At 41.2% G+C, this 24173-nt stretch carries 27 protein-coding genes; 22 read left to right on the top strand and 5 right to left on the bottom strand.

Annotation, left to right across the window (positions count from 1 at the left end):
- Positions 1-40: 40 nt before the first annotated feature.
- Positions 41-199 (top strand): hypothetical protein, encoded by a 159-nt coding sequence (locus tag R8925_RS00275; RefSeq protein WP_430533942.1) that lies wholly within the window; start codon positions 41-43, stop codon positions 197-199.
- A 137-nt stretch (positions 200-336) separates the two neighbouring features.
- Here the strand turns inward: R8925_RS00275 and ppdK are convergent, their stop codons facing one another.
- From ppdK to ccpN, 3 genes are read right to left on the bottom strand one after another with little or no spacing between them, the layout of a single operon-like run.
- The gene (gene ppdK / locus R8925_RS00270; RefSeq protein WP_430533941.1) at positions 337-2991 is read right to left on the bottom strand and encodes a pyruvate, phosphate dikinase; all 2655 of its coding nucleotides are present in this window, start codon (positions 2989-2991) and stop codon (positions 337-339) included.
- 30 nt (positions 2992-3021) lie between these two features.
- The gene (locus R8925_RS00265) at positions 3022-3825 is read right to left on the bottom strand and encodes a pyruvate, water dikinase regulatory protein (RefSeq protein ID WP_430533940.1); all 804 of its coding nucleotides are present in this window, start codon (positions 3823-3825) and stop codon (positions 3022-3024) included.
- Between the two features lie 13 nt (positions 3826-3838).
- The gene (gene ccpN, locus R8925_RS00260) at positions 3839-4456 is read right to left on the bottom strand and encodes a transcriptional regulator CcpN (RefSeq protein ID WP_430533939.1); all 618 of its coding nucleotides are present in this window, start codon (positions 4454-4456) and stop codon (positions 3839-3841) included.
- Positions 4457-4614: 158 nt separating this feature from the next.
- Between ccpN and R8925_RS00255 the strand changes: the two genes are divergently transcribed.
- Positions 4615-4830, top strand: a complete 216-nt coding sequence (locus R8925_RS00255; RefSeq protein WP_430533938.1) for a low temperature requirement protein A — start codon at positions 4615-4617, stop codon at positions 4828-4830.
- Positions 4831-4894: 64 nt separating this feature from the next.
- A complete protein-coding gene (locus R8925_RS00250) occupies positions 4895-5395 on the top strand; it encodes a low temperature requirement protein A (protein WP_430533937.1) in 501 nt (166 codons plus the stop codon).
- 419 nt (positions 5396-5814) lie between these two features.
- On the opposite strand, the gene trhA is transcribed toward R8925_RS00250, so the two are convergent.
- Positions 5815-6444, bottom strand: coding sequence for a PAQR family membrane homeostasis protein TrhA (trhA, locus tag R8925_RS00245; RefSeq protein ID WP_430539385.1), 630 nt, complete (start codon positions 6442-6444; stop codon positions 5815-5817).
- Positions 6445-6676: 232 nt separating this feature from the next.
- Between trhA and R8925_RS00240 the strand changes: the two genes are divergently transcribed.
- The 19 genes from R8925_RS00240 (at position 6677) to R8925_RS00150 (ending at position 22594) form a co-directional block, all read left to right on the top strand.
- A complete protein-coding gene (locus R8925_RS00240) occupies positions 6677-7513 on the top strand; it encodes a DegV family protein (protein WP_430533936.1) in 837 nt (278 codons plus the stop codon).
- Positions 7514-7527: 14 nt separating this feature from the next.
- Positions 7528-8322 carry an SGNH/GDSL hydrolase family protein gene (locus tag R8925_RS00235; RefSeq protein WP_430533935.1) on the top strand — a complete coding sequence of 265 codons (795 nt, stop codon included), beginning with the start codon at positions 7528-7530 and terminating at the stop codon, positions 8320-8322.
- Between the two features lie 9 nt (positions 8323-8331).
- Positions 8332-8943 carry a YpmS family protein gene (locus R8925_RS00230; protein WP_430534135.1) on the top strand — a complete coding sequence of 204 codons (612 nt, stop codon included), beginning with the start codon at positions 8332-8334 and terminating at the stop codon, positions 8941-8943.
- Positions 8944-8960: 17 nt separating this feature from the next.
- On the top strand, positions 8961-9482 hold the full coding sequence (msrA, locus tag R8925_RS00225) for a peptide-methionine (S)-S-oxide reductase MsrA (RefSeq protein WP_430533934.1): 522 nt from the start codon (positions 8961-8963) through the stop codon (positions 9480-9482).
- Between the two features lie 7 nt (positions 9483-9489).
- On the top strand, positions 9490-9927 hold the full coding sequence (msrB, locus tag R8925_RS00220) for a peptide-methionine (R)-S-oxide reductase MsrB (protein ID WP_430533933.1): 438 nt from the start codon (positions 9490-9492) through the stop codon (positions 9925-9927).
- 156 nt (positions 9928-10083) lie between these two features.
- Positions 10084-10989, top strand: a complete 906-nt coding sequence (locus tag R8925_RS00215) for a Gfo/Idh/MocA family protein (protein ID WP_430533932.1) — start codon at positions 10084-10086, stop codon at positions 10987-10989.
- A 21-nt stretch (positions 10990-11010) separates the two neighbouring features.
- On the top strand, positions 11011-11247 hold the full coding sequence (locus R8925_RS00210) for a YozE family protein (protein ID WP_430533931.1): 237 nt from the start codon (positions 11011-11013) through the stop codon (positions 11245-11247).
- Positions 11248-11250: 3 nt separating this feature from the next.
- Positions 11251-11952, top strand: coding sequence for a purine-nucleoside phosphorylase (gene deoD, locus R8925_RS00205; protein ID WP_430533930.1), 702 nt, complete (start codon positions 11251-11253; stop codon positions 11950-11952).
- A 50-nt stretch (positions 11953-12002) separates the two neighbouring features.
- A complete protein-coding gene (locus tag R8925_RS00200; RefSeq protein WP_430533929.1) occupies positions 12003-12869 on the top strand; it encodes a M15 family metallopeptidase in 867 nt (288 codons plus the stop codon).
- A 131-nt stretch (positions 12870-13000) separates the two neighbouring features.
- Positions 13001-13297, top strand: coding sequence for a metal-sensing transcriptional repressor (locus tag R8925_RS00195; protein ID WP_430533928.1), 297 nt, complete (start codon positions 13001-13003; stop codon positions 13295-13297).
- Positions 13298-13317: 20 nt separating this feature from the next.
- Positions 13318-15513, top strand: coding sequence for a heavy metal translocating P-type ATPase (locus tag R8925_RS00190; RefSeq protein WP_430533927.1), 2196 nt, complete (start codon positions 13318-13320; stop codon positions 15511-15513).
- 155 nt (positions 15514-15668) lie between these two features.
- Positions 15669-16943: a multifunctional transcriptional regulator/nicotinamide-nucleotide adenylyltransferase/ribosylnicotinamide kinase NadR gene (gene nadR, locus R8925_RS00185; protein WP_430533926.1), complete on the top strand. Its 1275-nt coding sequence runs from the start codon at positions 15669-15671 to the stop codon at positions 16941-16943.
- A complete protein-coding gene (pnuC, locus tag R8925_RS00180; RefSeq protein ID WP_430533925.1) occupies positions 16909-17604 on the top strand; it encodes a nicotinamide riboside transporter PnuC in 696 nt (231 codons plus the stop codon). Before nadR ends, pnuC begins: the two co-directional genes overlap by 35 nt.
- 53 nt (positions 17605-17657) lie before the next feature.
- Positions 17658-17867 carry a heavy-metal-associated domain-containing protein gene (locus R8925_RS00175; RefSeq protein ID WP_430533924.1) on the top strand — a complete coding sequence of 70 codons (210 nt, stop codon included), beginning with the start codon at positions 17658-17660 and terminating at the stop codon, positions 17865-17867.
- A gap of 172 nt (positions 17868-18039) precedes the next feature.
- Complete coding sequence (locus R8925_RS00170; RefSeq protein ID WP_430533923.1) at positions 18040-19539, top strand: lmo1851 family serine protease; 1500 nt, start codon at positions 18040-18042, stop codon at positions 19537-19539.
- Between the two features lie 12 nt (positions 19540-19551).
- Positions 19552-19959, top strand: coding sequence for a MarR family winged helix-turn-helix transcriptional regulator (locus R8925_RS00165; protein WP_430533922.1), 408 nt, complete (start codon positions 19552-19554; stop codon positions 19957-19959).
- A 165-nt stretch (positions 19960-20124) separates the two neighbouring features.
- A complete protein-coding gene (locus R8925_RS00160; protein ID WP_430533921.1) occupies positions 20125-20844 on the top strand; it encodes a metal ABC transporter ATP-binding protein in 720 nt (239 codons plus the stop codon).
- Entirely contained in the window at positions 20844-21683 is an 840-nt protein-coding gene (locus R8925_RS00155) for a metal ABC transporter permease (RefSeq protein ID WP_430533920.1), read from the top strand. The genes R8925_RS00160 and R8925_RS00155 overlap by 1 nt, the downstream gene beginning before the upstream one ends.
- Positions 21680-22594: a metal ABC transporter substrate-binding protein gene (locus tag R8925_RS00150; protein WP_430533919.1), complete on the top strand. Its 915-nt coding sequence runs from the start codon at positions 21680-21682 to the stop codon at positions 22592-22594. The genes R8925_RS00155 and R8925_RS00150 overlap by 4 nt, the downstream gene beginning before the upstream one ends.
- Positions 22595-22715: 121 nt before the next feature.
- Here R8925_RS00150 and R8925_RS00145 read toward each other — a convergent pair whose 3' ends face one another.
- A complete protein-coding gene (locus R8925_RS00145) occupies positions 22716-24062 on the bottom strand; it encodes an MATE family efflux transporter (RefSeq protein WP_430533918.1) in 1347 nt (448 codons plus the stop codon).
- Positions 24063-24173: the final 111 nt, after the last annotated feature.

Below are 24173 nucleotides of genomic sequence, written 5' to 3'. Positions count from 1 at the left end.
TTAGGGGCACAAAAGTCTTCGTTTGACTTTTGCGGAGGCCATGAAAATTTCGATGAGTTGGGTAAGAAGAAGGCAGTTTCATTTCATTCCACTGCATATTGAGGTTCTAAAAAAGCAAAATACGCTTTCTAAGAACCACAACAAAGCTGGATTTGGAGGTGCAACACACGGTTTAGGTGTTCACTTTGTTCTTAAATAAGGTGCTTCATATATGTTTGCTAGTTGTTCTTAATCTGTCCATAAGAGCCACTGATGGATTACATGTTCACTTTGTTCACATGCATATTGGGGCTCTAAATCGGCAAGGGATGCCTCATAAGAGTCCCAACAATTCACCTAAGAACGCTTCATAAGAGTATCAGCAACTTTCTCCCGCTCTTCCAAAATCGAAGCCTGTGCTGCAGCGATTCGGGCAATTGGAATCCGATAGGGTGAACAAGAAATATACTGCAATCCTAAGCGGTGGAAGAATTGAATGGAAGCGGGGTCCCCGCCGTGTTCTCCGCAAACGCCCATTTTAAGAGAGGGGTTTGTCATCCGGCCTCGTTGTACGGCTGTGCTCACCAATGCCCCAACGCCTTCTTGATCAATAGATTGGAAAGGGTCTATCTGCAAAATCTTTTTCTCTTGATAGGCGTATAGGAATTTATTCGCGTCATCTCGGGAAAAGCCGAATGTCAACTGTGTGAGATCATTTGTACCAAAACTGAAAAATTGAGCTTCTTCTGCGATTTCGTCTGCGGTAACGCAAGCGCGAGGGATTTCAATCATGGTTCCAATATCAAATGGCAATACCAGCTGTTCTTTTCGGAAAATCGCTTGAATTGCTTCTTTCAATTGATTTTTAATGATAGTGATTTCTTCTTTGCTAGAAACGAGTGGTACCATAATCTCAGGATACACGGCAATCCCTTCATCATGAACTTGAATGGCACTCTCTATAATTGCTTCTGCCTGCATGATGTAGATTTCTGGGAAAGTAATGGCTAATCTGCAACCTCGATGTCCAAGCATAGGATTGGTTTCCGTTAAATCATGCACACGTTGCTTGATTTCTTCTGAGGATTTTCCAATCTCTTCTGCTAATTTCTCAATATCCCAATCTGTTTTTGGTAAAAATTCATGTAGAGGCGGGTCTAGTAAACGAATATTGACAGACTTCCCATCTGCTACGCGGAAAATCCCTACAAAATCTGCTTTTTGCATCGTTTTTAAATGGGCAAGAGCAGCCATTCGCTCATCCTTTGTCTCGGCGATAATCATTTCGCGAACGTGCGTAATCCGGTCTTCTTGGAAAAACATATGCTCGGTACGACAAAGTCCAACGCCCTCTGCTCCGAAATGTAGACCAACTTCCAAGTCCTCTGGCGAATCAGCATTCACCCGAACAACTAGTTTCTTAGTCTCATTCACCCAGCTCATTAGCTCTTCAAAATGTCCGCCGATTTCTGTCTCGACAAGTGGGATTTCTCCGAGATAAATATTACCTGTAGAACCGTTGAGCGAGAGAAAATCGCCTTCTGTCAAGGTGACTGTCGCACTCTGCATCATTTTTTTCTTTTCATCAATTGCAATCGAATCACAGCCAGCCACGCAGCATTTTCCCATTCCGCGAGCAACAACTGCCGCATGTGAAGTCATACCACCGTGCGCTGTTAAAATGGCAACACTTTTCGCCATACCTTCAATGTCTTCCGGTGAAGTCTCATTGCGGACCAGCACGACTTTTTCTCCACGCTCAGCAGCTTTTACAGCATCCTCTGCATTAAAATAAATTTGGCCGGTTGCTGCACCTGGTGATGCTGGGAGGCCAGTGGCAAGTGACTTCGCATTAGCAAGACTCATTTCATCGAAAGAAGGATGGAGTAATTGGTCAATTTGAGCTGTATCAATACGCATAATCGCTTCTTCTTTTGATAATTTTCCTTCATGCACAAGATCCACTGCAATATTAATAGCAGCTTGTGCGGTTCGCTTACCATTTCGCGTCTGTAATACAAAAAGTTCGCCTTTTTCAATCGTAAATTCGATATCTTGCATGTCCAAATAGTGCAGTTCGAGTAAGGTGGCTACATCGAGCAATTGTTTGTAAACATCGGGCATTGTATTTTCTAAGTGTGAAATTGGTTCTGGCGTTCTAATTCCAGCAACAACATCTTCGCCTTGCGCGTTCAACAAATATTCCCCGAAAAAGAGATTTTCACCCGTCGAAGGATTACGTGTAAACGCAATGCCAGTTCCACTTGTGTCGCCAGTATTACCAAATACCATTGATTGGATATTGACAGCGGTTCCAAGTTGGTTATCAATCCGGTGGAGGCGACGATACACGACAGCGCGAGGATTTTCCCAAGAATCAAAAACAGCGGTAATAGACAGGCGCAACTGCTCAAAAGGGTTTTGCGGGAAATCACGGCCAGAAGCACTGACATAAATTGCTTTATACGTCGCGATTAAATCTTGTAAGTCCGGTGCAGTTAATTCTGTATCGAGCTTATAATTTTTGCTTTCTTTCAATTCAGTAAGCGCTTGCTCAAAACGGTAACTAGGAATTTGAAACACAACGTCACCGAACATCTGGATGAAACGCCGATAGCAATCATAGCTAGAACGTGCGTCATTAGTAGCCTGCTGAAGGCCTAGCACAGACTGATCATTGAGTCCTAGATTAAGAATGGTATCCATCATTCCTGGCATCGAAAAAGGGGCGCCAGAACGAACGGAGATAAGGAGGGGATTCGTAGCATCGCCAAACTTTTTCCCGGTTTCTTCTTCTAAGATTTGTAGATGTGTCATCATTTCAGTGTAAATATCATCGGATAAGTATTGATGGTGCTCATTGTAGTCTTTACAAGCTTCTGTCGTAATCGTGAATCCTGGTGGTACAGGTAGGCCAATATTCGTCATTTCTGCCAGATTGGCACCTTTCCCACCTAATAAGTACTTCATTTCCTTCGAACCTTCATTAAAATGATACACAAATTTGCTCAAAATAGTCACCTCTAATATTAGATTTTTAGTTCACTTCACTTTTTCAATAATGAGGGCGGCGGTTTCTTCGATTGCTTTGTCTTCCACTTGAATAACGCGACATCCGAGCTGTTTAAAAATCTGATAGCCGTAGTCAAGCTCTTCTAAAATCCGATTTTCACTAGAATAGCTACTCGTTTCATCCAAACCAATAGATTTTAATCGAACTTTACGAATTGCTGAGAGCTTTTCCGGACTATTCGTTAAACCGATAATCCGGTTTCTTGGTATTTGCGTGAGTTCTGCGGGGATTGGAACCTCCGGAACGAGCGGAACGTTGGCAACTTTATAATTTTGATTAGCGAGATAACTGCTGAGTGGTGTTTTGCTTGTACGAGAAATCCCGATGAGTACGATATCTGCTTCTAATAAGCCACGTGGATCTTTGCAATCATCATATTTGACCGCGAATTCAATGGCCGCGATTCGATCAAAATAATATTGATCGAGCCTGCGCATGTTTCCGGGATCTTCTTTTGATTGTTGCCTAGTTTTTTGTTCGATAGCGACGGTTAAATTTGAGACAAGGTCGATACACGGTAAGTTGTGCAGTGTGCAAAACTCACTAGAAATCATGGCTAATTTTTTTTGAACTAATGTTTGGACGATAATGGCATCAGCTTTTTTTGCTTCATCCAAAATCTCAAGTAATGCACCTTCGTCTCGGACAAAAGCGTGGCGACGAATGTCAGCGCCACCTTCTAATGTGAATTGAGCAGTAGCTGCTCGAATAAGATGTTGTGCAGTTTCTCCGATTGCATCTGAAATAACATAAATGATGACAGTAGACTTCATTTTTACCTCCAAATTATTCATTTTTAAATGTATCTACAAAAAGTTGAGCAAGTCGTGTTTTTGATACCTTACCAATCGTTTTTTCTGCGTCCATAACAGGCAATGAGTCAATCTGGTGAATCACGAGTTGTTGTGCGGCATAAAGCGCTGTGTCGTTTTTAGTAACAGTTAAAATATTAGGCATACGTGTCATAATTGTCGCAATTGGTGTAGCCTTTTTATCGGTATCGGCAAGCGCGCCTTTTAACAAGTCCTTGCGTGAGACGATACCAATCAACACCGATGATTCAACGACATATAAACTGCCAGTGTCCTCTAAAAAAAGCGTCACTATCGCATCGTGAATCGAGGTTTCTTTCGTTACAAAAACTGGTGTTGTCATGATTGCTTCGACTTGCAATTGGCGAATATCTTCATAAATAGTAGGGTTTAAATCGAGTCCTGAATAAAAATATCCGACTTTTGGACGGGCATCTAAAATACCAGTCATTGTTAGAATCGATAAATCGGCGCGAATGGTAGCACGTGTCAATTCTAAAGAGCGTGCGATTTGATCACCCGTTGCGGGTTCATGCTCTTTTACAAATTCAATGATAGCTAGTTGTCTTGCTGAGAGTTTTATTTGGCTCACCTCATTTCAATATGGGATATGCTGTTCATTATATAGTATGGCATAATTAAATGCAAAGGATTAATATGTCATACTATATAAAAATATATTCCTTATTTTTGAACTATGAACATAGCTAAGTTATAGTTATCACAAGATGAGAGGAGGCGAAGTTTACTGTGCTAAAGAAAGTAACTTGGCTAGAACTATTTTTTGATTTATTATTTGTTGGTGCTATTGCTTCTGTAACGCATGTACTGTTACATATAGAGGACGGTGTAGTCCATGGCACTATCTTTTGGAAGTTTGTTTTAATGTTTGTGCCGTTATGGTGGGCATGGGGTGGTCAGACGTTATTTATCAACCGTTATGGAAATGATTTGCTACCCCAATGAATGCTTATTGGCTTGGAAATTATGTTTGTACTATTGATGATTTCGAGTTTCAATATTCAGTTTGATGAAACATATCACATTTTTCATCGGATATATTGGTTTGCGAATGATTACGGCAATTCAGTATCTGTTTGCGGCTAAAAAAGAAAAAGCAGCACGCAAAAACGTGGCGCTTTTCCTAGATAGATATTTTTGGATTGGTATTTTTGTGTCATCATTGTCATTATTCTTTGATGGTGATTGGCGCTATATTATGCTGTACGCGGGTATTTTACTAGACATTCTAGTGCCGCTTCTAGGTCGAAAAAGATTGCGACAAGTCCCGATACATACGGAGCATCTTTTGGAACGTTTTGGTTTATTTACCATTATTTTGCTGGGTGAATCTATTGTATCGATTATTTCTGTGCTATCGATGGAAGTTATGGATGCGGGAGTTATTTTTTATGCGGCGTGTGCTACAGTTCTTGTGTTGCTCATCTGGTGGCAGTATTTTGATAACTTAGAGAAAAAATTGGATATGGAGCAGCATACAGCGGGGCAATTGATTATTTACGGACATTAATTTATTTTCCTATCCTTATCAACAACTGCGGCGGGTATTAAAATGCTCGTTTTACCGGATATATCTTATCATTTTGTTGTTTTCTTCTTGTTTAGCTCTGTTTTAGTGTATCTTCTTGCTTTTTCGGGTACTTTTCATTTATATCGGGTTCCAGAAGAGCGGCTTGCATGGATACATTTAGCTTTATTTCTCGGTTTGCTTGTTGGATTGTTCCTTCTTGTTTGGTTTGTCACTATGTCTGCTGCATTTGTACTAGGAGCTTTATGTATATTTTTCCTCGTTTTTGGAATGATAACATCTAAATAAGCGATTCAAAATGAGAAGCTATAAAATTCTAATATTTACAAGTTAGCATTGCTACAACGAAATAAAATAGCTAGCAAAAAAGGCATCCAAATTTAAGGGTGCCTTTTCTTAATTTATACATAAATCAAAATGCAAAAATACATAAACCCAGTTCCCGCAATAACGAATAGATGCCAAATTGCGTGCATGTAAGGAATTCTTGGAATGCTATAAAAAACGGCGCCAATGGTGAACATGATTCCCCCGGTTACAAGTAGCCAAAACCCAGTTGGTTCCAGCGATAGGTAGAGTGGTTTGATGGCAATCATGACAAGCCATCCCATCAGTAAATAAAAGAGCGTTGAGATAATTTTCCATTTTCCGAGCAAGAAGCATTTATAGACAATCCCAGCTGCAGCAAGTCCCCAGATGATTCCGAAGAGCGTCCATCCAAGTGAACCTTGTAGCGTTATCAAAACGAGCGGCGTGTATGAGCCAGCTATCAAAACATAGATGGCGACATGATCTAAAATATTAAATAATTGTTTAGCTTTTCCTGGTTTAAAACTGTGCAGCATTGTCGAACAGAAATAGAGTAACATCAAGGAGATGCCATAAATTAAAAAGCTGACCAAATAAACCGGGTTATCTCGTTGTACTGCGAAGATAATAAGCATCACAAGTGCTGGAATACTAAGTAAAAACCCGATTCCGTGAGTTACAGCATTTGCAACTTCTTCTTTCCAATTGTACGCTTCGTGCATATTTATCACCAAACTTTTCTGAAAAATTCAATTTTCAATTCTTACCTTCATCATACGCTTTTTGTAGGAAAATAGAAAGCAAGAAAGTGCACTAAAATTGAAGATAGTGTAAAGAATGCCAAAATATCGTCATAAGATAGAACTTCCGCCGGATATTTAGCTATTAGAATAGTACTATTGTGATTTTCTTGCTATAATAGAAAAAAGAAATCTAGAATTGGATGTGGAAATAATGACAAAAATTAAAATTGTGACTGATTCAACTGCAGGATTAACGCCCGAAGAAGTGGCGAAATATAACATTCATATTCTACCGTTAACCGTTGAAATTGACGGAAAAACTTACGATGCAACAGAGCTAGAACCAACTGATTTCATGGCGAAAATGGCAGCTGCAAAGCAACTTCCAAAATCATCGCAACCAGCAATTGGAAATATTGTAGCTTTATTTGAAGAATTAACAGCGGACGGTAGTGAAGTGCTAGCAATTCATTTGACGGAGAAGTTAAGTGGTACGGTATTGACTGCTCAACAAGCAGCCGATATGGTGCCAGGAAAAGTAACGGTTATTGATTCTGATTACATTGCACGTGCCTTAGCTTTTCAGGTGATTGAAGCGGCGAAAATGGCACAAAAAGAATCGAACACGGTAGAAGATATTTTAACGAAAATCTCCTCTATTCGTGCGAAAACAAAGCTCTATATCTGTGTTGTTACGCTTGAAAATCTTATTAAAGGCGGTCGTGTCGGCAGAATGCAAGGTATTATTGGGAGTCTCTTGAACATCAAGCTGATTGCTAGGTTGCAGGATGGTGCGCTGGTTGAGGAAGCTAAGATTCGTAGTAAGAAAAAAACGATGGATTATTTAGTTGATATTTTAAAAGCAGAAACGAAGAAGGTCAAGGAGCTCAACATTCAACACGCGAACGGTTTGCAAATGGCCGAGGAAATCAAAGCACATGCCAAGGAAATTTTCCACTTGTCTAACGTGTTGGTTTTAAACGCTGATTCGGTTATCTCAACGCATGCTGGAAATGGTGCTTTTGCAATGATTTACTATACAGAGTAGGTTAGGTGAAGAACTTGAATAAGAAAAAATATTGGCTCGCTGGGATTGCTATTATCATTATTATTGCGGCGATTCTTGCCTTTTATTTTGTTCAGAAAGAGCAAGAAAGAAAGCGCGAGGAAGCTCGTATTGCGGTAAATCTTGTTTCGATGGGCGATTCGCTAACGGAAGGATCTGGCGATGAGAAAGATAATGGTGGATACGTTGGGATTGTTGCGTCCATGTTGTCTAAACGTGAAGATGTACGAAGTGTGAAGACGGAAAATTATGGCGTTGGTGGTAATCGAATTGATCAGTTGATGAAGCGCCTGGATACACAGCTTGATTTTCAAAAAGATGTCAAAGCGGCAAATGCGATTTCAATCACGATTGGTGGCAATGACGTGATGAAAGTAGTGCGCTCTAGATTACTAGATGCAGAGAAACAGGACTTTACAAAAGCAAGTAAGACATTCGATCAAAAGTTGAAAGAATTGTTGGCGGAAATTCGTGATTTAAATGCTGACGCGCCAATTTATGTGTTCGGTATTTATAACCCTTACACAACTTATTTTGCTGATTTTAAAGTGTTCGACGAGATTATTGCAGAATGGAATGCGGCTACGAAAAAAACGTTAGCGAAAACTGGCGATGCGCATTTTATTTCGGTCACGAAGCAATTGGAAGAACGTGGGGAAACAAAAGTTGGGAAAGCCAATCCGAATCTAGCAGGTGATTTGTTTCATCCAAACCATGAAGGGTATCAGAAGATGGCAGATGCGCTTTATAAAAAAATGGTAACATCAATTCATGAGGGAAATATACGATAGAGAAGGTGACTGGAATTGAAGGCGGAGAATAAGCAAATAAATTTTTGGAAATGGGCATTTCTGACGTTTGCTGGCATTCTATTACTCAGCTTTTGTTGGGTTTACATGTCAATATTTTGGTTTTCACCGCATGTGCCGGAAGATGCAGGACGTAAAGTGAGTACAAAAGACATGGTGGAATTCCCGACATCAACGAATAAAGCAGATTTAAATGCCTTGATTGCGCATTATTTGCAAGATTTTCAAAAGGATAATGATGCGGATATAAAGTATGATGTGTATTTAGCGGATGATGTTGTCTTCACCGCAGAGGCTCGTTTTTTAGGGCAACCTGTGGACTTAGGACTTAATTTTACGCCGACATTAAGAAAAGATGGTGTGGTCGTCTTGAAGCAAGTGGACTTGAGAATAGGTGCACTGCCACTCCCTGTATCGGTCGCGATGAAATATGTACAAAATCAGGTGGAATTGCCGGATTGGGTGACGGTGTCTCCAAAAAGTCGGAAAATTTATTTGGATATGAATAAACTGGAATTAAAGGGCGGTGTAAAGGTGCGTGTCGATGCGCTTGATTTGAAGAAGGACGATATTTCATTTACACTGTTAGTACCGACAAATTAAGATGGGGAGGTAAGGTAATGAGTGAGAAAGCAATTTTTGCGGGTGGCTGTTTTTGGTGTATGATTAAGCCGTTTGATACGCAGCCTGGAATTGAGAGTGTGGTTGCTGGTTATACGGGTGGTCATACGGTGAATCCAACATATAAAGAGGTATGTAGCGAGACGACGGGGCACACAGAAGCCGTTGAGATTACATTTGACCCAGCTGTTTTTCCTTATGAGAAGCTGGTTGAGGTTTATTGGCAACAGACGGACCCGACGGATGCAGGTGGTCAATTTGTAGACCGCGGCTCGTCTTATCGACCGGTTATTTTTTATACGTCAGAAGAACAGCGTATTGTAGCAGAGAAATCGAAAGCAGATTTGGATGCGAGTGGGCGTTTTAAACGACCTATTGTGACTACAATTGAGAAGGCTGGACCGTTTTATGTAGCGGAGGATTATCATCAAGATTTTTATAAGAAGGATCCGAATCACTACAAGAATTATCGCAGTCATTCGGGGCGTGACCCATTTATCGATGCTAATTGGAAAGGGTGATTCGCTAATGAAGCAAGAGGATAAAGCAAGACGATTGAAGGAATTGGACGATTTGCAATATAAAGTAACGCAGGAGAAAGGAACGGAAAGCCCATTTAAGAATGAATTTTGGGATAATGAGCAGCCGGGAATTTATGTGGATATCGTTTCTGGAAAGCCGTTGTTTTCTTCGCTGGATCAGTATGATGCCGGTTGTGGTTGGCCGAGTTTCACAAAGCCAATTGATCCGCTTGAGGTCTTGGAAAAACGAGATTTGTCGCACGGCATGATTCGGACGGAGGTTCGCTCGGTGGATGCTGATTCCCATTTGGGTCATATTTTCCCTGATGGGCCGCGTGAATCGGGTGGCATGCGATATTGTATTAATTCGGCGGCGCTTCGCTTTGTGCCGAGAGATGCGCTTGAAGAAGCGGGTTATGGTGAGTATTTGCCACTTTTTGAGTGATAATGGAACGGTCAAGCATTTGCCAAATGAGAGGTGAGCTACGGATTGTTGCCATTATATTTAGCATATGTTCTAGTTTTAGCATTGAATACCTCTGCCAAGTTATGATAGAATTGGTAGGGGTATTAGTTTGTATTTTTCCAAGGAGGAATGAAGATGCAGAAAATTGCTGTGCTTGGTTTAGGTGGCATTGCGCAGAAAGCCTATTTACCGGTGTTTGCGCATTTGGATAATGTGGAAGTACATTTGTTTACGCGTGATGCGCAGAAGTTGAAGGCGATTAGTGAGAAATACCGATTTCATAATACGCATCATTCAATTGATTCGATGATTCGTGCGCAAGTCGATGCGGCGTTTATACATACGTCAACGGCAAGCCATCCAGAAATTGTTCGTGCATTTTTAGAGGCGGAGATTCCGGTTTATGTAGACAAGCCGGTTGCGGATGATTATGAAACGACGAAGGAATTGATTGAGCTTGCTGAGGCCAAAAATACGTTATTGATGGTTGGCTTTAATCGCCGTTTTGCGCCTCGATATGCGGCATTGGCAGAAAAAACAGATACTAATATGATTCTGATGCAAAAACATCGGAAAGCGCAAGCAAATGATGCACGTACGTTTATCTTTGATGATTTTATTCATGTTGTGGATACAGTGTTACACTTACTAGATGCACCAGTGGAGAAAATGACAGTTTTTCCGACGATGAATGGGGAATTATTATCAGCGATTACAGTGCAGTTTTTGGCGAATGGTCGCACGGCAACGGCGATTATGAATCGGGAAAGCGGTACAAGCGAGGAGCGTTTGACGGTCTTTACGCCGGATGCGAAATTTGAAGTGGAGCACGTGACAGAGTTGCATGTATATGAAGGAACGGGTCATTCGATTGTGCGTTTTGGTGATTGGGAGACAACACTTTATAAACGTGGATTCGAGTCGATTATTACGACCTTTTTGGATGCGGTACGTGAAGGCAAAACAGAGCCAGTTACAAAAAAATCAGTGCTTGAAACGCATCGCATTTGTGAAGAAATTTTGCGAAATGTGGAAAGTTGACAACAGAAAGGAATGGGCGGCTTGGGACGATCGTTTTATCATTATTTAATGACTTATCGCGATACGATTAAACGGGACGCGGCGACGAAATTTGCAAATGATGCTTTTAAAGATCATAGTTTTCCGAAGCAGTCTACTGATTATTATGAGTTGTGCGAGTATTTGGAGTTAAATGCTTCATATATCCCGAGTATGACGTTGTTTGATGATATTTGGAATAGTTATATTTTGGATGAAGGAAAAAATGGGAGGCGATAGACGATGAGTATTCATATTGAGGCGAAACAAGGCGAAATCGCAGAAACGATTCTTTTGCCAGGAGATCCGTTGCGTGCGAAGTATATTGCGGAAACTTTTTTAGAGGATGTTACTTGTTTTAATGAAGTTCGGAATATGTTTGGCTATACAGGGACTTACAAGGGGAAACGTGTATCGGTTATGGGAACTGGTATGGGGGTTCCATCGATTTCGATTTATGTGAATGAATTGATTCAAAGTTATGATGTCAAAAATTTGATTCGCGTTGGAACAATGGGAGCAATCCAAAAAGACGTGAAAGTTCGTGATGTCGTAATTGCGCAAGCGGCCTCAACGGACTCGCAAATTAATCGCAACACGTTTGCGGGGGTAGATTTTGCGCCAGTAGCCGATTTTGAATTGTTGAAAAATGCGTATGATGCAGGGCTTGAAAAAGGTTTAGCAATGCGTGTCGGAAATGTTTTTTCATCAGATCGTTTTTATAATGAGCAGTTGGATAAACAACAATTAGCGGATTATGGTGTGCTTGGAATCGAGATGGAAGCAGCAGCGCTTTATACGATTGCGCAGAAATTTGGACGAAAAGCATTAGCGATTTTGACGGTTAGTGATCACATTTTTACGGGTGAAGAAACGACGTCAGAAGAGCGCCAAACGACGTTCAATGATATGATTGTGGTTGCGTTAGAGTCTACATTGAAATAGGGATGAAATATTTGTGGGGAGAATCTAACGAAGGAAGGTAACAAGACAAGATGATGCATTTTATTTCATTCATAATAGCGCTAGGATTGGCTAGTTTGAATACGTCAACAGATTATGTAACGGGTGACATCAATCATCCTAGTGCGGAAACAGCGACAACAGACCAAAAGGCAAATACGGAACAACCAGAAAGTAAAGATAGTACGGAAAAGAATGACAAGGCGGAGGGTACAAGTTACCAAGATGATCCGCTTTATCCGTACATTGCCCAGCAAAATAAACTAGTAGAAAAAGATGGTGTTCAATTTATTACGAACCCTGAGAACATATTAGTGCTCGCGAATAAGGAGTATTCTCTAGAATCAAGCTATTCACCACCTGACCTTGTCCGTCCGAATGTAACTTTTTCATTCGGTGATGCACAGGTAGAAAAAGCGCAGATGCGGAAGGAAGCTGGATCTCAGTTAGAGGCGATGTTTTCGGCGGCTAAGAATGATGGCCTGACATTATATGCTGTTTCAGGATATCGTTCGTATAAACGTCAGCAGGAAGTTTTTAGCGCGGAGGTTGCTGCGAAAGGTGAAGCGAAGGCAAAGGAAGCTGTGGCTGTTCCTGGTACAAGTGAGCACCAAACTGGTCTTGCAATGGATATTTCATCGCGTAATCAAGGGTTTAACTTGACGGAGGCTTTTGGTGAAACGCCGGAGGGACAATGGTTGCAAAAGAACGCGCATAAGTACGGCTTTATTTTAAGATATATGAAAGGTAAGGAAGCTGTGACGCAATATCAATATGAATCTTGGCATTATCGCTATGTTGGGAAAGACGCGGCAACAATTATTTATGAAAATGATTGGACGCTTGAAGAGTTTTTCGAACAGGTGCAAGCATTGCAAAAGAAAATTGATAATGCCTAATAGTGAATGATGGGAGGCTCTCACGTGATGTGGGGGTCCTTTTTTATGGATGAATGGAAACAAGTTAATTGACTTAAATACCCCCTATAGGTATAATGATTTCATAGAGTTGTGAGAGGAGTTGGATGGTGATGGGTCATGATAAGCCGATTGTGCCACGTTCAGATGAAGATACAAAACAGGTGTTGAATCGTTTGCGGCGTGTGGAAGGACAGGTTCGTGGAATCGCGCAGATGGTGGAGGAGAATCGTTACTGTGTTGATATTTTAGTCCAGATTTCAGCGGCTAATTCAGCGCTTAAGAAGGTTGGTTTACAAGTTTTGGAGCATCACGCGAAGCACTGTGTTGTAGACGCTGCGCAAAATGGCGAGTCGGATGAAGTGATGGATGAGTTGTTGAAAGTAATCCGGCAGTTCTCAAAAACGTGATAGGTGGGGGGTATTTTAAAATGGAAGCGAAGAGGCAAGATTTGAATGTGTTCGGTATGACATGCGCGGCTTGTTCGACACGGGTGGAGAAGTCATTGAATAAGGCGGTTGGCGTGGAGCAAGCAAATGTTAATTTGGTGACAGAGAGCGCAGTGGTTTATTATGATCCTGAGCAGATAGGAATAGAACAATTGATTGATATTGTGAAGCATGCGGGATATGAGGCGGCTGAGAAAATGTCAAAAGAAGAAAAAGATGCGGTATTGGAGAAGCAGTTTAGACGTGAGGTACGACGGTTTTTGCTGTCTGCCATTTTGGCATTCCCGTTATTGTTGACCATGGTGACACATATCCCATATTTACATCATACGCCATTTGCCATGGGAGTCGATGCGGTGATTAGTCCGACGGTTCAGCTAATATTGGCAACGGTGATTCAGTTTTATATTGGTTGGCGTTTTTATGACGGGGCATATAAGGCGCTTCGTGGCAAGAGTGCGAACATGGATGTGCTTGTAGCGTTGGGTACATCAGCAGCTTATTTTTATAGTGTGGCGGAGTATGTGCGACAAATGTTTCATCCGAATTTAGAGGCGCATTATTATTTTGAGACGAGTGCGATATTGATCACATTAATTTTGCTCGGGAAGTTGTTGGAGAGTTATGCTACCTCGAAAACAACGCAATCGATTGCGGGATTGCTTAAACTTCAATCGAAGGAAGCTGTTGTGTTGCGGGACAAGAAGGAGTGGAAGGTACCAGTAGATGAGCTTGCGGTCGGCGATGTCATTTTAGTGCGTCCTGGTGAAAAAGTGCCGATTGATGCGGTTGTTTTGACTGGAGAAACAAGTGTTGATGAGTCAATGATTTCGGGAGAACCGGTACCTGTGGAGAAAAAGGCGGGCGATGCGGTGATTGGTTCTACGGTGAATTTCGATGGGACATTTCAGGCGAAGGTAACGAAACGGATGGATGATACAGTGCTTTCGACGATTATTCGGCTCGTAGAAGAGGCGCAGGGTTTGAAAGCGCCAATTCAGCGTTTGGCAGATCGGATTTCAGGGATTTTTGTGCCGATTGTGCTAGGGATTGCGCTCGTGACATTCGTGGTTTGGATGATTGCAACAGGTGGCGTACTTGATCAGTCGTTACAAGTGGCGATTGCAGTACTTGTGATTGCATGTCCATGTGCGCTTGGTTTGGCAACGCCGACCGCGATTATGTCGGGAACTGGGAAAGCTGCGGAAAGCGGTATTCTTTTTAAAGGTGGCGAACATTTAGAGCGGACGGCGAAGGTGGATACGGTTATTTTTGATAAAACAGGAACGCTTACGGAAGGGAAATTACGTGTGACGAATATGTTAGATAATCACGTAGATTTCAAGCGTTGTGCAGGTGCAATGGAGGCTCAGTCGGAACACCCGATTGCAAAAGCTGTGTTGGTTTATTTAGGCGATATAGAAGAGGTGCGTGCGGAGAAAATTCGAGCAAAGGCAGGGCATGGTATGGTAGGCGTGCTAAACGATGCTAAAGTGTCGCTTGGTTCGTATCGTTTTATCGCGCAATCTGTCACTATACAGCAAGAAGCAGTTGACACGATGCAAAAATGGATGGAATCTGGGCAAACGATTGTCGCGATGAGCATTGATGGTGTATTTGCCGGTGCGTTCGGATTGTTGGATACACCGCGAAAAGAGGCTAAGGAAGCGATTTTAAGGCTTCATGAATTGGGAGTTAAGACGGCGATTGCTTCTGGTGACCAAAGCGTTGTTGTTGAGAATATTGCGACTGAGCTTGGGATTGATGAAGTTTACGCAGAACAACTACCGAATGATAAGAGCGACCTCGTAGCTGATTTGCAAAAGCAAGGCCGAGTGGTGGCGTTCGTTGGCGATGGGATTAATGATGCACCTGCGCTTGCGACGGCAGACACTGGGATTAGTATTGGAACGGGAACAGATATTGCCATTGAGACGGGGGATGTGACGCTTGTTGGGCACCAATTGACGCTCGTTCCACAAACGATTCAATTAAGTCGAGCAACGATGCGGAATATACGGCAAAATTTTTTCTGGGCATTAGCGTATAACTGTGCAGGAATTCCGATAGCGGCGATTGGTTTGTTAGCCCCTTGGGTGGCAGGATTAGCGATGGCTGGCAGTTCGATTTCAGTTGTAGCAAACGCCTTGCGCCTGAAACGATTGAAGTTGAAATAACAAGAAAAAGTTTAGAAATCATCTGGAAAATGGATTTCTAAGCTTTTTTTATGGATACACAATAACGCGTTTTTGAAAAGATTTTGTAAGTGTTATTGACTTTTATAAGATTTTTGTTTAATATAATAAACAAAAGTGAGTTAGGAGCGATAATCATGCAACGCTATACATATTTAAAACTAGCTTTAAAAGAAAATGGCTTTACTTTGCAACAAGCTGCGGATCGAATTGGTGTTACGAAAGGCTACCTCAGCCAACTTATTAACAATAAAATCAAGGAACCGAGCGCCCAGAAACTGCAAGCTTTACATGAAGTGCTGCATTTAGAATACCCCCCTCGTGAAAAAAATATCGGTGTTGTCTTTGGCAAGTTTTATCCGTTACATACGGGGCATATTTATTTAATTCAGCGAGCTGCGAGCCAAGTAGATGAGCTTCATGTCATTCTGTGCCACGATGATGTACGTGATTTCGAGCTTTTTCAAAAAAGTTCAATGACGAAGCAACCGAGCGTGGAGGATCGTTGGCGTTGGTTGTTGCAGACGTTTAAATACCAGGATAACATTAAAATTCACGATTTGTCGGAAGATGGTATTCCGCCATATCCGGATGGCTGGGATGAGTGGGCGATTCGAGCGAAAAAATTGCTTGCAGATAATCATATTCAGGCGAATGCGATTTATTCGAGTGAGCCAAAGGATGCGATTCGTTATCAGGAGCTACTTGGTGTCAATACAGTTGTCATTGATGCAGAACGTTCGTTTATGAATATTAGTGCGACACAGATTAGGCAAGAGCCATTTCATTATTGGGATTATATTCCGACAGAGGTAAAACCATTTTTTGTGAGGAAAGTGGCAATATTAGGCGGAGAATCGAGTGGGAAATCAACGCTTGTAAATAAGCTGGCAAATACGTTTAATACTACGAGTGCTTGGGAATATGGACGGGATTACGTTTTTTCTCATCTTGGCGGTAATGAGAAGGCTCTCCAATTTTCCGATTATGATAAAATCTCGCTTGGTCACGCGCAATATATTGATTTTGCAGTGAAGTACGCGAATAAAGTGGCGTTTATTGATACAGATTATGTAACGACACAAGCGTTTTGTATGACGTATGAAGGGCGGGAGCATCCGTTTGTGCAGGCTATGATTGAGACGCAGCGATTTGACTTAGTTATTTTGCTTGAGAACAATACGCCGTGGGTGAATGATGGGCTGCGGCACCTTGGAAGTAAGGCTAAGCGCAAGGAGTTTCAGGATTTATTGGAGAAATTGCTAAAGGAAAATGGAATTCCTTACGTGGCGATTACTTCGGGAAATTATGAGGCGCGTTATTTGGAAAGTATCCAGCTTGTGGAACAATTATTGAACGATAAAAAGGAGAATTCAGATGAAATCAGTCGTTATGAAAATCGGTCGGAATAAAGTTTATCCTTATCTTTGTGTTTTGCTTGTTACGATTGCGTTCTTAGCAACGAACCCATTGGTGAATTTTGAATGGCGATATCTATTATCGTATGTTGGTGCAATTTGTGGCTTGATTTGTGTTATTTTACTAGCTAAAGGCAAGAATAGTGGAAATATTTTTGGCATGCTGGCGGCGTTTGGCGAAATGAGTGGGAATTTTTTAGGGCGAAATGTTGGGGCGGCATTACCTAGTTTGTATTATTTTGTGACGCACATTTTTGGCTTGGTAACTTGGAAAAAGCATTTAGACGCAGAGGCAACGTTGGAACCTAGAAAGTTGATGGAACGCCATTTTGGGATTGCTATTTTGTTTATCATTGGAGCTTCTTTTGTGAATATGTATTTGACGGGAATTCTTGGTGTTGCAAATGATCCATACCAACTAATGCTGAATAATTTTATTTTCGCGCTTGGTGTTACGGCTCAATTTTTAATGATTGCGCGGTTTAGTTTTAATTGGTATTTGTGGATTATAATGAACATGCTTGTGATTTTGCTTAATATTTATACGAAAAATCCGATTATCGCCACACAATATGCGATTTACCTTTTTAATGCGATTTATGGACTGCTGGAATGGCATGAATCGGAGGAAAAGCGCTCGTTATCTGTGCAATAATTACCTGGGTAGGGTATAATAAATATAGATAAGGCAATGAAGGAGTGGACAGAATGGCTAAATTAGTAGTAGAAATTGAAGGCATGAGCTGTGAGCATTGCGAAAAACGAGTTCGCGAGGCGATTGAATCTGTGGAAGGTGTCGAAAAAGCTGTCATTTCACTTGAAGCTGGAACCGCAGAAGTGACATACATTGATGGAAAAAACATACAAGATGCCATCGAGGAAGCTGTTGATGAGGCTGGTTATGAGGTCACCATTTAAATGATAAAGAGATGAGTCAAACATTGAAGGCTTTCGAGCTGGAAATGGGAGTCTCATCTTTTTTTATACGTACAACAACAAAAGCTACCCTTTCGGAGTAAAAGCTGATAGAATAAAGGAAAGTTAAAAATATCATACTAGGTTGTTTAGTGAGAAAGTGGTGAACATAGGAATGGAACAAGGACCGACAAATCCAAATGAGTCAGAAAATGAAGAGAAGAAAGATGGGACTGCGAAAAAAGGTATCGTTAAAATGAAAATATTCCCATTTGTTATGCTGTTATTCGGATGTGTATTTGCAACGGCTTTGGTAACAGCGCTTGTAATGTCTGTGGGCGGAGATAAGCAGGTGAAAGTGGCGATTCCTGAACGTAAGGAATTTACGAAACTTTACACGGTGTACGATGATATCCAGAATAAATATTTTAAAGATGTAAATACTGATAAAATGATAGAAGGCGCAATAAACGGTATGGTGGCTTCTCTTGGGGACCCGTATTCTTCATTTATGACATCGAAGGAAGCAGAGGAATTTGATAATACGATTTCTTCAAGTTTTTCAGGTATTGGTGTCGAGATTCAAGAGAGAGATGGCTACATAACTGTTGTATCGCCGATTAAAAATTCTCCAGCAGAAGCAGCGGGATTGCGTCCTAACGATAAAATTGTTGAAGTGGACGGCAAATCGATTAAAGGTATTTCCTCAACCGAAGCAACAACGAAGATTCGTGGAAAGAAAGGGACAAGTGTGACGCTTACTATTTCGCGCCCTGGTACAGATAAACCATTCGATGTGAAAATTGTTCGTGACGAAATTCCAATTGAGACAGTATACGCAGAAATGGGTGCTGATAAAATTGCAACGATTCAAATTACAACTTTCTCAGAAAATACGTACAGTGAATTCGAAAAAGCATTGAAGGATATGGAATCTAAAGGAATGAAAGGGCTAGTTGTAGATTTACGTGGGAATCCAGGTGGTTTACTGGACCAAGCAGTAGATATTGCGAGCTTGTTCTTACCTGATGGAAAAGTTATCGTTCAAGAACAGGCAAAAGATGGTTCGAAACAATCAATTAAAGCTGATAGCAGTGCGCATAACGGGTATAAAGTAAAAGTACCAGTTACGATGCTAATTGATGAAGGTAGTGCAAGCGCCTCTGAAATTTTGGCGGCAGCAGCACGTGAATCAGGTGGTATTCAATTAGTTGGTGCGAAATCGTTCGGAAAAGGGACAGTGCAAACAGCTTTCCCACTTAGCGATGGCTCGTTATTGAAATTAACAATCGCGAAATGGCTAACTCCGGACGGCGAATGGATTCATGAAAAGGGAATTAAACCGAATGTAGCAGTAGAGTTACCAGCCTATGCGACAATGGCGATTCCTGATGCGTCTAAAACTTATAAAGAAGGCAGTTTTGGCGACGATGTGAAAACAATCGAAACCATGCTCGCTGCACTTAAATATAATGTTGGAAAAGTAGATGGCCTGTTTGATGCAGATACAACAGAAGGCGTGAAGGCATTCCAAGAAGCAAGTAAGCTTAAAGTGGACGGGATTGTTACCGGCGCGACAACGAATGCATTAATAACAGCGATTCAAAAAGAGTTAAAAGCCAATGACCCGCAAGAGAAGAAAGCAGTTGAATTAGTGCAAGAACAATTGAAGTAAGGAGGGCTTGACATGGATAATTTTCTTGAAATAGAAACATCTGTGAAGCGCGTTTTTAATAGTTTCCGTCATGAGGTAGATAACATTTTAGATCGGAAATTAACAGGTGGCGAATTCCGTGTGCTGAGTCTCATTTCGAGTGGTGTTAATCGTACGACTGATTTATCAAAGAAGCTAGACGTTTCAGCGAGTCACATCACCGCGATTACAGACTCTTTAGTGGCGAATAACTTTATTACAAGACACCGCTCAGAAGTAGACCGTCGCATTGTAGTTTTAGAACTGACCGATGAAGCAAAGGATTTTGTAGCTTCGATTGAACAGAAGAAAAAGGAAATGATAGTTCGTCGTTTCTCTGTGTTTACAGACGAAGAACGCGAGCAGTTTCAGGCATTGTTGAAGAAGTTAGCAGAAAATTAAAGAGTAAGAGCGGCATTTATCGAGGCCGCTCTTTTTTCATGGAGTGTATGGATGGCGTAACTCTTTACAAATTTAACAACATAGGCTATAATAACTAAAAAGTTGTACAAAGGAAACATTGTTAGTTATATCTAATATTATGATGAGAGAAATAAGGTGATATAAATGCAAATTAAAAATCTATCTATCGCATACGGTCAAAAACTTGTTGTGGAGGATATTTCCTTACAAATAGAAAAAGGTAAGATGACAGGTATTATCGGTCCAAACGGTGCAGGGAAATCGACGCTCTTAAAAGGACTCATCGGCTTGCTTCCTCGTGATTCAGGCACGGTAACTTGGGAAGAAAGTGATATCGAGCATATGCGTGGCACAATCGCTTACGTTCCCCAAAGAAACAGTGTAGATCTAACTTTCCCAATCACAGTACTAGACACGGTACTCATTGGCACTTATCCGAAACTAGGGCTTATCAAGCTGCCAAGAAAGAAAGAGCGTGAAATCGCGCGTAAAGCCTTAGCAAAAGTTGAAATGGAGAAGTTCGCAAAACGTCAAATCGGTGAACTTTCAGGTGGGCAGTTACAACGTGTTTTCATTGCACGCGCCTTAGCACAACAAGCTACTATTTTTCTGCTTGACGAACCGTTTGTTGGAATTGATATGACGAGTGAAGCATTTATTATCGAAGTATTGAAAAAATTAAGAGATGAAGGGAAGACAATAATCGTGGTGCACCATGATTTCCATAAAGTCGCACGGTATTTCGATAATGTTATTTTATTAAATCAAAAATTAGTGGCGCACGGTGAAACAGAAAAAGTATTTACGAAAGAAAATATTTTAAGAACATACGGACAAGGGTTTGACTGGGAGGTGAATCACTAATGTTATTTTTAGATGGATTGATGCAGTATGAGTTTCTACAAAAAGCATTGCTGACGTCGGTTATTGTTGGCGTTGTCTCTGGCGTGATTGGTAGTTTTATTATTCTGCGGGGGATGTCGTTGATGGGTGATGCGATTTCTCATGCTGTTTTGCCAGGAGTCGCGATTTCGTATATGTTGGGAATCAATTTTTTCTTAGGTGCTACAGCGTTTGGTATTGTTGCGGCACTCGGCATCGGTTTTGTGAATCAGAACAGTCGGATTAAAAATGATACGGCAATTGGGATTGTTTTTAGCTCATTTTTTGCATTCGGAATTATCATGATTTCGCTTGCGCAAAGTTCGACGGATTTGTATCACATTTTATTTGGGAATGTGTTGGCGGTTCGTAGTAGTGATATGTGGATGACAATCGGGATCGGATTGCTTGTTATTTTACTGGTGGCGCTGTTTTATAAGGAGCTGTTGGTTAGTTCGTTTGATCCTACGATGGCACAAAGTTATGGTTTAAAAGTTCGGATGCTACATTATTTTTTGATGACTTTATTAACGTTAGTGACGGTGGCATCTTTACAAACAGTGGGGATTATCTTAGTTGTAGCAATGCTTATTACACCAGCTGCGACGGCATATTTGTTGACGAACCGCCTATCTATCATGCTGTTTTTAGCAGCAGTTTTTGGAGCGGTGAGCGCGGTTATCGGTCTCTATTTTAGCTATATGTATAATTTGGCTTCAGGTGCATCAATCGTACTGGCTGCAACGGGGTTATTTATTATTGTCTTTCTATTTTCGCCGAAACAAGGACTTATTTTTGGAAGAAGGAGGGTGAAGTCATGAAAAAATTAGTTTTAGCAGGTATTATTGGTGTTGCTCTATTTTTAATTTCTGCATGTGGAGAGAGTGAGAAGAAGGCGGATACAGGGAAGTTGCAAGTGGTGACAACGTATTCGATTTTATACGATATTGTGAACCAGATTGGTGGGGATAAAATTGACTTGTATAGTATTGTGCCGATTGGAACAGACCCTCATGAATATGATCCGTTGCCAAAAGATGTGCAAAAAATGGCGGATGCGGACTTGATATTTAATAATGGTCTGAATCTGGAAACAGGAAATGGTTGGTTTGACAGATTGATGGCTTCTTCGGGAAAAAAGGAGGCCGTATCGCTTAGTGAAGGTGTGTCGCCTAAATTTTTGACGTCAAAGGGGAAGGAAAGTGAAACGGATCCTCATGCTTGGCTGGACTTGCAAAATGGCATCAAGTATGCAGAAAATGCGAGGAATGCACTGGTGAAAACAGATCCAGAAAACGCGGATTATTATAAAGTGCGAGCTGAAGAATATATTGGAAAATTGGAAAAGCTTGATAAAGAAGCGAAGACGAAATTTGCCGATTTGGAGAATAAGACACTAGTTACGAGTGAAGGCGCATTTAAATATTTTGGCGCAGCATATGGGCTGGATGCGGCTTATATATGGGAGATTAACACAGAAAATCAAGGGACACCAAATCAGATGAAGCAAATTATTGAGGCGATTCGAGTGAAAAAAGTACCAGTTCTGTTTGTAGAAACAAGCGTTGATCCGCGAAGTATGGAGAGCGTATCGAACGAGACGAACGTTCCTATTTCAGCTAAATTATTCACAGATTCCACTGCGAAAATCGGTGAAACAGGCGATTCCTATTTAGACATGATGCATTGGAACATCGATAAGATACATGACGGATTAAAAAATAACAACTAAAAACTAGATGAGGCCGGGACAAAACTTGTTTTCATACAAAAAAAGCAAGATATCACAAATCCTTTTTCTCGAGTAGGATGTGAATCTTGCTTGTTGCTGATTTATTTTGGTTATGTCTAGTTTAGAATAGCATTAATTTTCGTTCTGTAAATCGAACGCGGATAGACAGGATAAACGCTGCAATAAATAAACCTGCGCTAAGTCCAATCCAGAATCCGAATGGGCCGAGGTTTGTGTAGGACAAGATGAGTCCAAGTGGTAACCCTATGACCCAGTAGGAGATGAAGGCGACAATGGAGGTCACCATAACATCTTTATAGCCACGTAATGCTCCGAGTACAGGCGATAGCAAGGCATCGGCAAACTGGAAAAGAACAGCATAAATCAAGAAGTGAGTAATCAAATCTGCAAGTTTAGGATCGGAGGTGTAGAGCAACGAAATTTCATCGCGGAATATTAGTAGCAACACGCCATTCAAAACGCCGATAGAGATTGCTGAAATCATGCCAATATGCCGATATTTCTTTGCATCAGCAATACGCTTTGCACCAGTTTCAAATCCGACTAAAATCGTTAATGCAGCCGCGATACTGAGTGGAAATGCGTAAAGTAAGGTTGGTACGCTGATTGCTGACTGATGCGCCGCGATGGTATCCGTTCCAAAGCGCCCCATAAATACAGTTACCGCTGAGAAAATACTAACTTCAAAAAGAATTGTTAAGCCGTTTGGTATGCCAAGTTTGATGATTTCTATGATTTTTCCCCAATCCAATTTAGTGAATCCAGAGAAAATATGAAAATCGCGAAGTCTTTTTTGACTTTGAATTAGAATAATCGTGACGAGCAATACAATCCAATATGTAATTCCTGTTGCATAGCCACTCCCAGCGCCGCCCATTTCTGGAAAACCCCAGTTTCCGAAGATTAGTAAATAGTTCAAGAAAATATTTACAGGAACAGTGATTAGTGTAATCATCATTGTAACTCGAGTCAATCCAAGCGAGTCAATAAATGCTCGCAAGACAGAGTAAAAAAAGAATGCCGGTATCCCAAAACAAATTCCATTTAGAAAATGTTTTGCAATATCTGCAACGGCAGGTTCGAGGCCCATCGCGTGCAATATCGAAGGCACAAATAGAAAGTTAAGCGCGAGTAATAGGGCAGCCGAGCCAATTGCGATATAGAGTCCATTGTTCACAGTTCGTTTGATATCGTGATGCTCCCCGCGACCTATTAACTGCGCAATAATCGGTGTCACGGCCATCAATAACCCAGATAAACTCGCATTAAAAGGTCCCCATAGAGAGTTCCCGATAGCAGTCCCGGCGAGCGCTTCGTTAGAGTAATGCCCCGACATCATCGTATCGATTAAAGCCATCGAAAACAGCATTAATTGCGAGATAACGACAGGTGTGAATATAACTAAAAATTGGCGCCATTTCTCACTGCGCGTATATGTTTGTTCCAAAATGGTGTTCCCCCTTTTCTTGAAAACCCTTCAACACCCGATTATAGCACAGATAACAGAGCCTCGTCACGAAAACACGGTACTCTTTTTTCTAGTTAGAAAGTAAAGCTC

It is taken from the genome of Listeria rocourtiae subsp. hofi, assembly GCF_963575615.1.
GTDB lineage: Bacteria > Bacillota > Bacilli > Lactobacillales > Listeriaceae > Listeria_A > Listeria_A hofi.
Note: the sequence above shows the minus strand (reverse complement) of the source record. Positions and strands in the feature narration are given on the sequence as shown.

Bases quoted from the DNA above. Each gene is read 5' to 3' on its own strand.
- R8925_RS00165 (WP_430533922.1), top strand. From the start codon at position 19,552: ATGGATAATTTTCTTGAAATAGAAACATCTGTGAAGCGCGTTTTTAAT.
- msrB (WP_430533933.1), top strand. From the start codon at position 9,490: ATGAAGCAAGAGGATAAAGCAAGACGATTGAAGGAATTGGACGATTTG.
- R8925_RS00170 (WP_430533923.1), top strand. From the start codon at position 18,040: ATGGAACAAGGACCGACAAATCCAAATGAGTCAGAAAATGAAGAGAAG.
- R8925_RS00160 (WP_430533921.1), top strand. From the start codon at position 20,125: ATGCAAATTAAAAATCTATCTATCGCATACGGTCAAAAACTTGTTGTG.
- trhA (WP_430539385.1), bottom strand. From the start codon at position 6,444: ATGCACGAAGCGTACAATTGGAAAGAAGAAGTTGCAAATGCTGTAACT.
- R8925_RS00215 (WP_430533932.1), top strand. From the start codon at position 10,084: ATGCAGAAAATTGCTGTGCTTGGTTTAGGTGGCATTGCGCAGAAAGCC.
- R8925_RS00250 (WP_430533937.1), top strand. From the start codon at position 4,895: ATGAAACATATCACATTTTTCATCGGATATATTGGTTTGCGAATGATT.
- R8925_RS00155 (WP_430533920.1), top strand. From the start codon at position 20,844: ATGTTATTTTTAGATGGATTGATGCAGTATGAGTTTCTACAAAAAGCA.
- pnuC (WP_430533925.1), top strand. From the start codon at position 16,909: ATGAAATCAGTCGTTATGAAAATCGGTCGGAATAAAGTTTATCCTTAT.
- R8925_RS00240 (WP_430533936.1), top strand. From the start codon at position 6,677: ATGACAAAAATTAAAATTGTGACTGATTCAACTGCAGGATTAACGCCC.
- deoD (WP_430533930.1), top strand. From the start codon at position 11,251: ATGAGTATTCATATTGAGGCGAAACAAGGCGAAATCGCAGAAACGATT.
- R8925_RS00150 (WP_430533919.1), top strand. From the start codon at position 21,680: ATGAAAAAATTAGTTTTAGCAGGTATTATTGGTGTTGCTCTATTTTTA.
- R8925_RS00175 (WP_430533924.1), top strand. From the start codon at position 17,658: ATGGCTAAATTAGTAGTAGAAATTGAAGGCATGAGCTGTGAGCATTGC.
- R8925_RS00190 (WP_430533927.1), top strand. From the start codon at position 13,318: ATGGAAGCGAAGAGGCAAGATTTGAATGTGTTCGGTATGACATGCGCG.
- nadR (WP_430533926.1), top strand. From the start codon at position 15,669: ATGCAACGCTATACATATTTAAAACTAGCTTTAAAAGAAAATGGCTTT.
- msrA (WP_430533934.1), top strand. From the start codon at position 8,961: ATGAGTGAGAAAGCAATTTTTGCGGGTGGCTGTTTTTGGTGTATGATT.
- R8925_RS00275 (WP_430533942.1), top strand. From the start codon at position 41: ATGAAAATTTCGATGAGTTGGGTAAGAAGAAGGCAGTTTCATTTCATT.
- R8925_RS00265 (WP_430533940.1), bottom strand. From the start codon at position 3,825: ATGAAGTCTACTGTCATCATTTATGTTATTTCAGATGCAATCGGAGAA.
- R8925_RS00200 (WP_430533929.1), top strand. From the start codon at position 12,003: ATGATGCATTTTATTTCATTCATAATAGCGCTAGGATTGGCTAGTTTG.
- R8925_RS00195 (WP_430533928.1), top strand. From the start codon at position 13,001: ATGGGTCATGATAAGCCGATTGTGCCACGTTCAGATGAAGATACAAAA.